Origin of the sequence: Streptococcus sp. HMSC062B01 (assembly GCF_001811085.1) — a bacterium.
GTDB lineage: Bacteria > Bacillota > Bacilli > Lactobacillales > Streptococcaceae > Streptococcus > Streptococcus gordonii.
This window is the reverse complement of the sequence record NZ_KZ672780.1, coordinates 126,312-139,916: the sequence shown is the minus strand read 5'-3', so window position 1 is coordinate 139,916 and position 13,605 is coordinate 126,312. Positions and strand designations below refer to the sequence as shown.

13 protein-coding genes are annotated in these 13,605 nt (G+C 39.6%); 1 reads left to right on the top strand and 12 read right to left on the bottom strand.

All coding sequences use genetic code 11. The features are described 5' to 3' along the window. Positions 1-57 precede the first annotated feature (57 nt). From trxA to HMPREF2780_RS04010, 3 genes are all read right to left on the bottom strand, one after another. A complete protein-coding gene (gene trxA, locus HMPREF2780_RS04020) occupies positions 58-372 on the bottom strand; it encodes a thioredoxin (protein ID WP_105026205.1) in 315 nt (104 codons plus the stop codon). 15 nt (positions 373-387) lie between these two features. Continuing rightward, positions 388-609, bottom strand: coding sequence for a DUF4649 family protein (locus HMPREF2780_RS04015; protein ID WP_008808355.1), 222 nt, complete (start codon positions 607-609; stop codon positions 388-390). A gap of 189 nt (positions 610-798) precedes the next feature. After that, positions 799-1,212: a YjdF family protein gene (locus HMPREF2780_RS04010; protein ID WP_105026204.1), complete on the bottom strand. Its 414-nt coding sequence runs from the start codon at positions 1,210-1,212 to the stop codon at positions 799-801. Positions 1,213-1,499: 287 nt separating this feature from the next. On the opposite strand from HMPREF2780_RS04010, the gene HMPREF2780_RS04005 reads away from it, so the two are divergent. Then, the gene (locus tag HMPREF2780_RS04005; RefSeq protein WP_105026203.1) at positions 1,500-2,426 is read left to right on the top strand and encodes an alpha/beta hydrolase family protein; all 927 of its coding nucleotides are present in this window, start codon (positions 1,500-1,502) and stop codon (positions 2,424-2,426) included. Between the two features lie 496 nt (positions 2,427-2,922). Here HMPREF2780_RS04005 and rpsO read toward each other — a convergent pair whose 3' ends face one another. The 9 genes from rpsO to HMPREF2780_RS03960 all read right to left on the bottom strand — a co-directional run bounded on the left by rpsO (position 2,923) and on the right by HMPREF2780_RS03960 (position 13,605). Continuing rightward, on the bottom strand, positions 2,923-3,192 hold the full coding sequence (rpsO, locus tag HMPREF2780_RS04000) for a 30S ribosomal protein S15 (protein WP_001018251.1): 270 nt from the start codon (positions 3,190-3,192) through the stop codon (positions 2,923-2,925). A 227-nt stretch (positions 3,193-3,419) separates the two neighbouring features. Further along, on the bottom strand, positions 3,420-4,805 hold the full coding sequence (locus HMPREF2780_RS03995; RefSeq protein ID WP_061583281.1) for a DUF4832 domain-containing protein: 1,386 nt from the start codon (positions 4,803-4,805) through the stop codon (positions 3,420-3,422). Positions 4,806-4,821: 16 nt separating this feature from the next. Continuing rightward, entirely contained in the window at positions 4,822-5,493 is a 672-nt protein-coding gene (locus HMPREF2780_RS03990) for a DUF4956 domain-containing protein (protein WP_008808350.1), read from the bottom strand. An 18-nt stretch (positions 5,494-5,511) separates the two neighbouring features. Beyond that, positions 5,512-6,246 carry a polyphosphate polymerase domain-containing protein gene (locus HMPREF2780_RS03985; RefSeq protein ID WP_020992807.1) on the bottom strand — a complete coding sequence of 245 codons (735 nt, stop codon included), beginning with the start codon at positions 6,244-6,246 and terminating at the stop codon, positions 5,512-5,514. Then, positions 6,233-8,008 carry a CotH kinase family protein gene (locus tag HMPREF2780_RS03980; RefSeq protein WP_105026202.1) on the bottom strand — a complete coding sequence of 592 codons (1,776 nt, stop codon included), beginning with the start codon at positions 8,006-8,008 and terminating at the stop codon, positions 6,233-6,235. Before HMPREF2780_RS03980 ends, HMPREF2780_RS03985 begins: the two co-directional genes overlap by 14 nt. After that, positions 8,001-9,446: an exopolysaccharide Pel transporter PelG gene (gene pelG / locus HMPREF2780_RS03975; protein WP_061595675.1), complete on the bottom strand. Its 1,446-nt coding sequence runs from the start codon at positions 9,444-9,446 to the stop codon at positions 8,001-8,003. The genes HMPREF2780_RS03980 and pelG overlap by 8 nt, the downstream gene beginning before the upstream one ends. Next, entirely contained in the window at positions 9,446-10,846 is a 1,401-nt protein-coding gene (gene pelF / locus HMPREF2780_RS03970; protein WP_048774753.1) for a GT4 family glycosyltransferase PelF, read from the bottom strand. The genes pelG and pelF overlap by 1 nt, the downstream gene beginning before the upstream one ends. A 20-nt stretch (positions 10,847-10,866) precedes the next feature. Beyond that, positions 10,867-12,696: a DUF2194 domain-containing protein gene (locus HMPREF2780_RS03965; RefSeq protein WP_105026201.1), complete on the bottom strand. Its 1,830-nt coding sequence runs from the start codon at positions 12,694-12,696 to the stop codon at positions 10,867-10,869. A 9-nt stretch (positions 12,697-12,705) separates the two neighbouring features. Further along, the gene (locus tag HMPREF2780_RS03960; protein WP_048774749.1) at positions 12,706-13,605 is read right to left on the bottom strand and encodes a hypothetical protein; all 900 of its coding nucleotides are present in this window, start codon (positions 13,603-13,605) and stop codon (positions 12,706-12,708) included.

Sequence of the window (13,605 nt, the reverse complement as noted above, 5' to 3'; positions counted from 1 at the left end):
GCTTTTTCTTTAAACATTAAAACACACTCCCATTTTACTTACGGGAGTGTATTGATTTTAACTCAATTTAGCAACGATAGCCTTGATTTGTTCTGCAGTATGAACACCTGCAACTTGTTTAACTACTTGGCCATCTTTTTTAAATAGAAGTGTTGGAATAGACATAATTCCAAAGGAACGAGCTGTCAGTGGATTTTCATCCACATCTATTTTGACAATTTTAAGTTTATCTTCTGAAAATTCTTCCGACAGTCTATCTAAGACTGGTCCTTGCATTCGACAAGGTCCACACCATGTTGCCCAAAAATCAACTAAAACTAAGCCATTCTTTGTTTCTTGCTCAAATGTTGCATCTGTAATTGCTTTTACCATTATTTTTATCTCCTTTTAATCAAACTTTGTCAAATCCTGCTTCATCAGGAAAAAGAATACATCGCCATAAGTCCCATGATAATCCAAATCGTGCCCATTATAGGTCAGTTTCTGAACCGGATAATAATCCGCAACCCCAATCAAGCAGGCCTGCTGAGACTGTTCAAATGCTTGATAGGACTCAAAGGTCATCTTCCGCTCTTGCTTGACAGCATCCAAATAAGTAATTTCAATCATAACTTCTCCTTTTTCAAATTACTCTTGTAATTTTTATTTTATGATTATATTGTAATCATCTTAATTACATCTGTCAAATAAAACGACTCAGAGAAATTCATTCACTTTTAAAGTTACTCACCGATTGACTGACAAACAAAAAAAGCCTCCCATCGGAAGACCTTTCCATAGAAATAAGAAAAAACAGGTTCAATGCCCCTTGTGCTTTTCCAATCGTTTTTGCTGTTTGAGTTCGAATTTCCTTTGCTTATCCAGTTCTTTCTGCTGCTTGCGCTTGACTCGAGCGATTTTCTTTTGCTCTTCAAACTGCAGCTTCAGCGCTTCCCGAGACTTTGAAGACCGTGAAGCCATCTGCTCCTTTTTAGCCTGTCTCTGCAAGCGTTTAGGACTGACCGACTTAGTCTTCTCCTTCACCCTGATGCTAGGACTAAACTGCAATCGATGATAATAACGATTTAGAAAATCCAACAATTCCTGCGTGCTAGGCTCTGCACCAAAGGGGACTCGGCAAACTCTATAAGATTGAGCATGTTCCTGCTCGAAAAGACCGTGCCAAAAGCCCTCTTCAAAATAAACTGTTTGCGTCATTGAAATCTTATCCATGACAGCACCTCCTTTAAAAAATCCCTAAGAATGGACAACCAAGGAGGAAGGTTACTGACAAAAAATGTTTTTTTGCGTCTGGACTACCAACCAGAACTGTGTTTTTATCTTAGTAGCTACAGTCTAGCAAGATTTTCTAAAAAATTCAAGATTTTCAGAATCTCGCTTAGATAAGTGAATTGGATTTTCTTGTATGAAATCCAGAAAAATCAAAAACAAGAAATCTCTCTCCTTGTAAAATAACTTCATTTCCGCTATAATACTACAAATACTGAAAGGAGAGAACTATGAAGTATATTTGGGCTTTCTTAGCAACCTTGGGCTTAGCCGGACTTGTACTTTTCTTCTACTTGTCCCAAACCAAACCAATTCATACTCCTCCTAAGCGCGAAAGTACACAAACAGCTTCTAGTGAGAAGAGTGACAAGCAACCGACTCCAACAGAAGACATCGTGTCCGAAGAGTACAACGTTTCATACGACGACAAGCAGCTTTACGGAAAGATTACTGCTCCTTCTAACTACAAGAGTAAAAAATTGCCTACTATTGTTATCGCACATGGATTAAATAACACACTTGAGCAATATGAAATGTACAGCCAGCTGTTGGCAAAGCAAGGTTATCTGGTTTACAGCTTTGATTTCTACGGTGGCAGTCGCCAATCGAAAAGCGGTGGACAAGATATGCTGAATATGTCGGTCAAGACCGAACTCGCAGACTTGACCCAAGTCATGGAAAAGCTTCGTTCCGAGACCTTTGTAGACAAGAGCAAAATGAGCTTATTCGGCGCTAGTCAAGGTGGGGTTGTTGCCAGTCTCTATGCTGCTACTTATCCGGACCGCGTACACAAACTCCTGCTCATCTTTCCGGCTTTCGTTCTTTTTGACGATGCCAAGGAGACCTATCGTGAGCTAGGGAGTCCTGAATTCGACCAACTTCCCGATAACCTGACACACCACAATGTTACTCTAGGGAAGATTTATCTAATTGATGCTTTAGGTATCGATATCCAATCTGAGCTGGCTAAAATTACAGCTCCGACTCTGATTATCCATGGTACTGATGATGCAGTCGTTCCCTACCAGTATGCGGTCCAAGCCAGCCAGACCATTCCAAATGCAGAGCTAGTCACTGTAGAAGGCGGAGAACATCGCATCGACGAAAGATTTGCTATCACTGCCGTTCCTGCCATCCAAAAATTCTTGAAAGAGTAAATTTGCTGATAGAAAAAGTTCTTCTAAGGGATAGAAGGACTTTTTATCTGTAGAATTGGAAAATTTAGCTTAGAAAACGATATTTGAAGATCTTAAAACGAATTAAGGGGAAAGGCGAATAATCGTGCTCCGAAACCCAGAAAACTGATTTGAGCTCGGACTAAAATCCTAGTGAAAATAAAAAATCTCCTCGAAGAGAGAAGATCTGGTTTAGTTTACCTTACAGTGCTAGGAACCGTAACCGAAGATAATACTTGAGTATATCAAGGTAAGGTGACGGAACAGAAAAAGCTCCATGAAGTCAGAGAGCTAATTTGAGCTCAGGCTAAAATCCATGAAAAAAGCTACCCAATTAGAGCAGCTTCATTATCAAGATATGCACAATTGAACACGGCCTAAGCACTTTGCAAAAAAGATAAAATCTCCTAGAAACTGAAGTTCCTTCGTCAATTTTCCTATTTTTGCTTTGTGCTTTTGACGGCCTTTGTATCTTGAATTAGCGACGAAGTCCAAGAGAGTTGATCAACTCACGGTAACGGTTAACGTCGTTTTTACGCAAGTATGCAAGCAAGTTACGACGGCGACCGATTTTCTTCATCAATCCACGGTAAGTAGCGTGGTCTTTTTTGTGTTGTTTGATGTGTTCGTTAAGGTGGTTGATTTCCCAAGTAAGGACAGCAACTTGAACCTCTACTGAACCTGTATCACCTTCGTGACGCGCATATTGTGCAATGATTTCATTTTTTTTCTCTTTTGAGATTGCCATGATATACTCCTTTTCTTTACGCTTCATCCGAGTGGCAGGTTTGGCATGGCCTGCAACCAAGAAGAAGTTATTTGTCTTTACGACATTCTTATTCTACCAAGAAGGACTAGCTTTGTCAAATCATCCTACTTTAAATCGTCTTGGTAATTGATTAATCAACCCTAGTCACATAGTTCCCGGAAATTAGCTAAAAAAGAAGTGCTGCAATAGGCAGAGCACTTCTTTTTTTATTCATCAGTTGCAGCATCATATAGAGTCAGAACAGTCTGGTCTTCTTGACCTTCATTTGCAAAACGAATAGATGGCTGGTTTGTTAAAGGAGAGATAATTCCTATAGCAACCTTATAGCCCTTATCCTTACTCATCAGATCTGAAGTTGAAAGTGAGACTTCAAGCTCTTCCTCTTTATCAGGCAGAAGCTTGGTCAAATCAAGAGAAAGTTTCTTAGTTTCTACAATCTCCCCTGATTTATCAAGAACATAAATCTTAGTGTCCCAATTCCGATAAAAAGGAGCTACTCCTTTGTTTGCTAAAGTAAGAGTAAGCTTGGTTTCATCACCTTGTGACTTCAAGGACGCTGAAGGAACCCAGAATCTATAACCCATGTTTTTCAAGACTTCGTTATAGCCCGTATCATCCTTCTCATCAAGTACCTCAGCAATCTTAGGTCCCAAGAAGCTTGTATGCGACTGTTGAACTTCTTTAATCGTTTGTTCTAAATTATTCTTGAGAATGTTTTTCATGCTCACTGCACTAGTAAACTCACCACCAATCGGAGCAGTTTGCCAGGCGTCAGGCATCGCTACAAGGCCATCCTTCGCTTCTTCCTGGTCATAGTCACCACCAGATTTTATCCAATCGAGCCAAACCTTTGTGCTTTCTTTCTCTCCGACCATATCATTATAAAGGCCGAAGCCATGCTTCTTAGCAGCAACAAAAGGGCGACGCATTAAAATATTGGCTTTGGGAAAAGCTTGAGTCCATGGAGTGATAAATTTTTCACGGATTGCTGCTTCTGGTAATTTTCTGATGTTCACCTCATCATTAACGTGCCATTCTCCCCAATGGCCGAGAACCCCAAGCTGAATAAAGGCAATTTGCCCACTTTTAGCCCAGCGCTCTCCCATAGCAGCAACAGCTTTTTGATAATAAGAAATCAAGGTTTTATCTGAATAATTAGGAGAAAAGCCTTTTCCATAGTCAGACTCGTAACGGTCCCCTGGATCAGACATTTCTTTTATGAGCCAAGAAGGAATATCTTCATGAGAAGTATCAGAAGGATAGTCTAAGACAAAGCGTAGAACAATGTACTTTCCTTCCTTTTTCCAGCGTTCCATCTGGTTGCTTTCTTCTATCTTGTCCCAATCATATACACCCTTTTGGGCTTCCAATTCTTTCCAAGTGACATCCATATATACCAGTTGAACATCGTCCGAAAGCTCCGATTCCTCTGCGGATGGTGCATAGCCCATCAAGGGATTTGGAATTGCCTCTTCAGAGTAGGTAAAAGTACGGTTTACTTGTTTTTTATTATTCAAGGAACTTAAGAAAAAACTACCAAAAATCGTGGCTACTACTAAAATAATTAAACTGTATCGCAACTTTTTATTCATTCCATTTCCAATCATGCTATCCGTGATACTCACCGTTATATTGGATAAGGGTCACGTCTGAAACCTGTTCAATATTCCGAATGCGTTCTACAAATGTGAAATCGTCTTTTTTGCAGAGGACTTCAACTGCCATTTCAACAGCATCTCCTCGAAGGGTCTTGGATTTCACAAAGTACTTGATCTTACCAAAAGATTGGATGATGCGGTCTCCTGTTTCATCTCCTTGGTAATGAATAATGAGAATGAAGACCTTACCCTGGTGCTGCATCCGACTAAAAATGAGTAGCATTGCAAAAATAACAACAGCTGTCACAATGGCTAAGATATACATACCTGCGCCAACTGTGATTCCTGTGGTGATGGCCCAGAACAAATAAAGCAGGTCCATGGGATCTTTTACAGCCGTCCGGTAACGTACAATGGAAAGGGCACCGACCATCCCCAAAGAGATAACAACGTTGGTACTAATTGCCAAAGTAACCATGGCTGTTAAGATCGACATACCAATCAAGGTCATGGCAAAACTTCTTGAATAGACAACTCCAGTGAAAAATCGCTGATAAACAAAGTAAATAAAAGCTCCTAATGCGATTGCTAATAAAAGAGTGGCAAGAATTTTTACAGCATTTTGGGAAGTAAAATTCTCTGATTTTAATATTGATTTTTTAATCATATCTTGAACACTCATTCTTTTCTCCTATCTCTCCTAATAATCTGTGTCAAACCAGTACTCAAAATCATGCAAATATCTTGTCTTTTCATAGCAAAGAACGTATTTTGATACCGCGATAAACTCTGAAGCTCCGGGGGGAATAATATCTTTTATAATCTGTGGTTGCATCTCTGTATATTTCACCTCAAAAACCAACTTGCCTTCCGGAAGAACTGGAATAGTCGGTAAGTTAGGGTCAAATATATCATAGCTACCAACAGCTGCTCGAACATTTGAATCAAAGGTCAAGCGTACTGTCCCTGCATCGTAAACCCACGGTTCCCGCTCGTAGTCAACAATTACACGAGGACGCATAACATTTGTCACACATTCAAAATAAAATTCCCGACAAAGAGGATGGGGACTATGGAGTAGAAATCCATAGTCACCTTCAATAATTTTTTCCACCTCTTCTCGTGTTAAAGGTGCTGCTTCCTTATAGATATAATTTTCAAACTTTTTCTTTCTTTCCAACTTGATGCTACGATCGCTAAAATTATAAATCCTAATTCGATATTTCTTTCGCATCAAAATCCCTGCAGCCTTTTCCTCATAACTACTATTCCAGTAATCGTCAAAATAAAGACTGCGAATGGTGTACCCTCCGTTTTGAGCGTGTCTATCCAAATTCAGAATAGACTCAAACCGTTGGGTCAGTAAGGCTTTTTCTTTTAAACCGATGAGATATTTCGCTTCATGGCGAAACTGCTCCTTTTTATCTGTTTTCATAAGTGTCAACCTTGATTCCCCCATCTTCCATTACATAGAAGCCTGAGACACCAAATTGTTTGGTAGTGTCTGTCCGATAGTAGTCAAAGGCCGCTTGTGAATTGCCTGTTTCATTTGTAGCAAAAATTCGGATAAAGTATTGCCCCTTAGGTAAACGGTCTGTCTTAATGCTGAGTTCCTTGATCCCCTTCTTATCTAGTATTTTTTCTTTGAAGCTTGGATCCTTGGCAAGTTCTACGTGATAGGTAATCTCTTGATTATTAAAATCATAAGATGGTAGCCATCTTAAGACAAGTTTCTTTCCTTCTACTTTAGGTTGGTCAATGTAGAATGGCTGAGGCGATTGCAGACTCTTCTTATAACCATGATAATTTTCCTCTACTTCTTTTGGTAGAGCATCCAAAACTTGATTATACTGGTCTTCATTAAAATACAAATGGCCCAAATCTGGCATACGAGACAGATATGGTTTTACTATTTTAGCATAATTCTTACTCAAATCGCCAATATTTTCTGGTTTCAGCTGATTTTTATATAACTCATCAACTGTTCTTTCCAAACCAGTTCTGAATCTTTCTGATTTGAGCAAGCGTTGGAATAAGTGATTTCCCCAGTAGTTACTGACTCCGTATTGCCAACTATTTTCTCCCAATGCATCTGGCTTACGAATTGCATACTCACTTTTGTGTAGGGAATCGTCCAAGTCCCAAGGTAAGATATACCAACGTGTTCCATTCTTTGGACTGTAGAGGAACATATTCCGGTTTTGACTGTCAATATTGCCCATCAAGATCTGAAAGGCCATCCAGTACTGGACATTTTGCGCATCAAAATATTTTTCTAGGAACTCATCACTTGAGACTGACTCATCGTTTAGTTTATCCAACATGTCAATCAGTTTGGTATGGTCCTTGTCTCCTTTAACCTCTAAACGAGACTCGAATTTTTTCTTATCAAATTTAGGATCATCTTCTTTTCGAATAGCATCAGGCTCTCTGTAGAATTCGAAATTATTAATCTTATAAAGGTGACCGCTTTGGTCAAGACCATGAGCTTCAAGAGCCGTCTTGTTTAACTGTTCAACTTGCGTGTAGATTCCATAATCTTCAAACCCCTTCGATTCTTCTCCAGTCTCATCTTTGACATAGAGATGGATAAATTGGGTTCGTAGTCCTACAATTTGCGGAATTCCTTCTATTAGCTTAAAAGCCAGCTTATTACGGAAACGCAGATAGTCATAGGGATGCTTATTCAGGTTAATAGTCCGTTGGCCTTCCCATCTTCCCTTGCTCCTTTTTATCTCAACCTTATAATTCTTTTGACTGGCTCTACTAGAGCTCTGCCCACGGATCTGAACCGTAGCATTGGGAACTTCTTCTCCAAAACCGAACTGTCCTGACTCAGGTCCTTTTTCATTGCCCACTTGAAGGAGACCTTCGACTTGATAGCGTTTCACACCCATTTTTTCATAGTCATAAGCTGAATATTGGTTGACTTCACTCCAAGAATGATTGGTGTTTTCGACTGTATTCCCCCGTCTAACAGTCAAATACATGGTAATCACATCCGGATCCCCTTGGTTATACAAGGTTTCTTTGTCATAAAGATGCAAGTCATTAATATTTTGCACCTTTTCCTTCTTCACCTTTTGGGTCACTTTGTCTTTTCCAGTATTTCCTGTGTTATCAAAAACTGCTAAAAGAATAAAGGCGAGGGACATCAATCCAAAGACTAGTAGAAATTTACCCCACTTATTATTCATCATTTCTCCTCGCTTCCAACGTATTATACAGCTTAGTAAAGAATCCTACTTCTTCACGTGAAACGACATCCTGACTTCCTAAAACACGATAAGGAAGATCTTTGGTATATTCAGTCAAACGAGCACTTGTTGTTAAGTAAAGTATTAATGAAGCTAATAAAAAGCCATAACCGATAAAAGATGTATCCATAAACTGAGTCAGAATACTAAAGATAACTGAAATTCCTGCAAACCACTTGGCACAATCCTTAGCACCCTCATAGTCTACAAAATAAAGAAGTAAGAGTAAGTTAACATTTCCTACAGCATAAAGCCCGTAGCCCAAACAAAGGGTCTGAAAATAGCCTTTCATCTGACTATTAAAGCCTAGGGGTAGAACCCCCAACAAAACTATCCCCACAAACATCGCTAGCAAGGTTGCTAAGAGTTGCTTCCAAGATAAATATTTCAATTCATTTCGGAGAGTCCGAAGCATATCCACTTCCGTCTGGTTGATTTTATCAACACTTCCGACCCCATCGTACAGCTGGTAATATTTCCTAAATTTCGGATAAAATACAACTTCTACCGAAACCACAAAGCTCACTGTTGACACCAAGGTTACGAGATAGGCTAACATAGCTGACACATCATAGACAGGAGCCGTACGAAAAAGCCCTCCAATCCCTTTGCTCAATGGTCCGAACCAGTTAATCACAATATGGGCAAAGAGCCCAATAAAAAGATAGATTCCAACCTTAAAAAGATTGAAATATTCATCAAACCAGATCAGAAACTCGAAATTGGCCTCATAGCTTTTCGGAAAATACCGATACATTATGCGAATCATTTGAATTAGGATATATGCATAAGCGATACAGGTACTCAGAAGCAAACCATAAGGGATCGACAAGGATAAAGCGAGGAATCCTGCTCCAAGCGTAATCAGGATCGCCATTGCAAATGTTTTTAAGATACTGCGATAGTCTTTAACAGCTGTTAGGTAATTGACAGCATGCCAAATCAAGCATAATTCACTAAACAGTAGCAAATTTAAAACAATCTCCAGCAAGGGAATGCCTGATAAGAATAAGAACAAGCCGTAAGACACAAAGCCAATCCCCAACATCATGGCACCAGAAGAAAAGTATGAGGGCAGAACCCTTTCAAACTTTTCTTCATAGAGCATATCGGAGACATAGCGGGTCACAACCATAGAAAAAATATTGGTAATGGCTAAGGAAGCTAAGATTGAGTAGGAAATCAACCCCAACAGATGGTCGCGTTCGCTGTTGCCAAAACGACCAAAAACACTGAGATAAACAACTGCAAGAATCAGTAAAATCCCAAGAATCATCGGTCCAACATAAATAATGCCTGCATAGCCATATGCTTTTTGCTTGGCCAGGAAGCTTCCCTTATTATATACCTTTCTTAGTTCAAATCCCAATCCTGCCATTACTTCACATACTCCTTATACATTTGTCTATATTGGTCAATCATTTGATCATATTGGTAATATAGCTCGGCTCGTTTTTTAGCAGTTTTCCCCATCACCAGCCTTTCTTCTTCCACAGAAGCCATCCGTAGCATAGCATCAGCTAGGCCACTTAGATCAGTAGGGGGGACACAATACCCTGCTGGTCCCAAATTATCGTCTTCTCTTCCCTCCAGCAATTCTCTGCAGCAACCAACGTCTGTCGTTACACACGCTTTTCCAGCTGCCATTGCTTCTAGGACAGAAAGAGGTTGTCCCTCAGAAATACTGGTTAAAATCATAAAATCCATTCTTTTGAGGTATTCTTTGATGTCAACCCGGCCGGTAAAAATCAGGTTATCTAGCTTCAATTTTCGAACTAGATCATAACATTCATTAGCATACGCTTTATCATCTACACCTCCCATAACATAGAGACGCACATTAGGCATTTGGGCAGACACTTCATAAAAGGCATAAATCATGGTTTTAATATCCTTTATTGGAGCCATTCGGACCGCTGCACCAATGTTGATAAAGCCATCCCCCTCATGAGGAATTGTTGAAAAAGCTTCGTAATCAATTCCATTTGAAATGACTCGACACTTTTCTGGATCACAACCCATTTCTATCTGAATTTCTCTAGCTTTTGAAAATAGGCTGGTAATACAGTCTGCTTTTGAATAGACAGCATCTGAAAGAGTATAGAAAAAATCAATCCATTGTTTTCGCATGGACGGCAAAATCCAATCTGCTCGGATGATCTCTTCCTCACGCTCCCGTGTATAAATCCCGTGCTCAGTCAAAAGAAGGGGTTTCTTTGTCCGAACGCTCGCTAGTGTGGCCAAGATGCCACCATATCCTGTCGAAATTGCATGATATGCATCTGCAATCGGAATATCACTAGATAAAAGGGTCAAAAGCGGAAAAAGCATGGAGCGGATGGTATGAAACACATCCGACATTGGCTGCATGGCGTATCTTTCCGTACACAATTGCTGGATCATTTGGAAAAATTCTTCGCTAGCTAAGAAGCTATCCCGCTGGATTTTTCCATCTTGAAGCAAGTTAAAAATCAAAGACCAATCCGGTTTTGCGCAAAAAACTAATTGTTTTAGGGCTTCGTATTCAGCATCTGTTAATTCTTCAGATACCTTATTTCCCGCTTCTGAACAGGCTAGACTATCTAGGAAAACCTCTCGAACTTCTACTACATTAGGAGGAAATTCGTAGACGAATTGGCCTTTCTTTTCCTCGTTCGCCCCTATCACCCACACGATAAACTCGTGTTCTTTCATCTCGGTGATATACTGATGCATCCAAGTAGATACACCTCCGTGAACATAGGGATAAGAACCTTCTAAAACCAAACAAATTCTCATTTTTCTTTTCTCTTCTATGTTTATTTGACCTCAATAGATACTTTGGTTGATGTTGCTTCCAGCAGGTAGAGATTACCTGTTAAATGTTCTAGTTTGCCACCCTTGACTTTTCCAGGCTCGCCCTCGTTTAATCGAATCATTACGTAAGCTTGATTATGGAAGTTTCCAAGTTCTAGCTCTAGGCCTGTATCTGTTCGATTCTGATTAATGGTTAAGATGGCATAGCGTTGGACTGCTCCAGCCATTTCAGAACCCGTCAGGCGTCGAATATTTGGAACAACTTTATATAGGCTCTCAATTTCATTTTGGAAATCTTTATAGAGTTTGGACCAGCCTAGTTTCGCACCTCGATCTTCATCCATGACATCGTCAGGATGAAGGAAATGAGTAGTGACATAGTGCATGTTTAACTCAGAAAATACGGTCAATTTTGAATAGGCATCCCATGAAGCACCCGAAACAATCCGGGGTTGTTCAATCATGCCATCATCTGCCACTTCAAATTCCTGTGAATAGGTGAATTTGCCTGGGAAATAATTACTAGCAATACTCTTGATTTCTGGGAATTTTTCTCGTAGAACTTCCCTTCCTTCTTTAGATAGAACGTTTGAAGGCGGGATATAAATCGACTTTTCTCCCTTTGGAAAGAGTTCTTTTGTAAAGCGAAGCAGTTCACTGATTGCAGAAGCCATAGCTTTCTTATCTTTCCAAGTTTTATAGGTTGGGAATTCATCGCCATAGTCAACTCCCTTAGGCGTTAAAGGCTGGTGATTATAACCATGGTAGCTGATCTCGCCTCCATTAGCCAAAAGTGATTTACCAAAATATTTAAATCGGTCTACGTCTTTTTGGCTATGAACATTTCCTGACGTGTCATCCTCATAATTTTCGATAACCCCACCTGTATACTTAATTCCATAAGTTTCAGCCAGCTTCAGCAAATCTGGCCACCAGATATTGGTATAAAAGTCCGAGATGCTCATATTATAGTCACGTTTAATATAAGTCGCATCTCCTGCAGGGACTGGAGATGGGAAGTCATCTAGGTAAAAAGTTGTCCCATTAATAACTGGATAAGCTGTTGCGGACGTCATCAAGCTATAGGAAGCTGCATAGAGGCCACGTACTGCTCTTTCATAAATGCCAAAATTATCAACTACAAACTTTCCTTGACCATGTTTCTTTTCCCAGACCAAAGGAGTTTTTGCCTCATCATCTGTCCAGGCGTGAACTTTGGCATCGGATGATAGTGTAACTGACCAAGCAGAATGGAAAGCGCCGTCGATGGCATAGCTTTTCCCACCACCAATCATAAAGTCTTTATCAATATAAATTTTCTTAACATAGGCATTTTCAAAACTAGAACTTGAAACGCCTAATTTTTGTTCGATTTCTGTTAATTTGCTGTCCTTGGAGAGGGTTACAGCAAAGAGAACATTTCCTCCTTGCTCAACCCAATCCACCATTTCAAGCGCCTTGTCTCCCAAGCCTTCCAAATCGCTCAGAAGCACAACGACTTTTTTATAATCAGAAAAACTAGGAATCGTCTCTTTTGAAATATCAACCAAGCGGTACCCCATTCTCATATCTTTGAGAATCTGAGTAAATTGCTCTTTTGCCCTTCGACTTGTATCATTGTTTTCATCATAAAGAACCAGATTATCCTGAGCTAAGCTGTTAAATACAGCATTAGACGAAGGAGCATTTTTTAGATAAATGTTTTTTTCAGGATTAACTGTATATTGTTCGCCACTCTTTTGAATCCACAAAACTGCAGATAACAAAAGAAAGATTACAATTACAATAATGGATTCTTTTGAATATAAGATTTTTCTTTTTTTCTTTGTCATCTTAAAAACCTACGATTGCCAGAAAGCTAGGCGTTCTCGATTCGCTTTAGAAATATAAATAGAACCATTTTTGATAGCTTCTACCAATTCTTCTAACCTTTCTCCCTGTCTCGTTTCAAAATAATATCTGAGATAGAGCATATAAATCTCTTCTTGTTGAGGCCATTTTTGAGAAATAGTATTCAAGTATTTTTCAACACTTTCATATCGCTTCAACAAGAGTTCATTCTCTATCAATTTCACATAATCAGAAAGTTGCTCTTTTTGTTGAAGTTTCTTTTCTAAGAGATGGGAATAATCTTTCCGCAAGACCTCTTCCATCCGCTTAGTCACCAGATTCTTTTGCAGGTATGCTGCTAAAACTGCACAGTATTCTGCTAGAGTCCGGTAGTCCGACGGATTTTCCTGATGCTTTTTATCCAGTGTCTGTAGACGGATATCATATTGTCGAGATATTTCCGCAATCAAGGTCGTTGCATAATGCACAACCTCCGTATCCTCATCTTGACGAGCCAGGAACAATAAGTCAATGAACTTAGCAGGAGCCCGACTGACTATCTCCATCAACATCCACCGTGAAACTTCTTTGTCTTGTAAGACAAGAGCTTCTTCTAGAGGGATAATTTCTTCAACGTGATCATAGGCACTTTCAACCCTACTCATTTTCTGAGTGTCATCTACGTCAAACCATTCTTCGAAATCGCCTTGAACCAGCGAAAGGTCAGATTCATCCTTTCGAATAGAACGATTCAAGCCCCAAAGTAAGATATAACCTAAAAAGGGTAGAGCAATAGGAAAGACTATGTAAAAGAAAGGCAGCTGCATCCGTTTTGTTTTTAATAAGATAAACGAATGCAGGCATAAAGCTAGGTCTAAAAAGACACAAAAACTAGTAATCATCCATTCCAT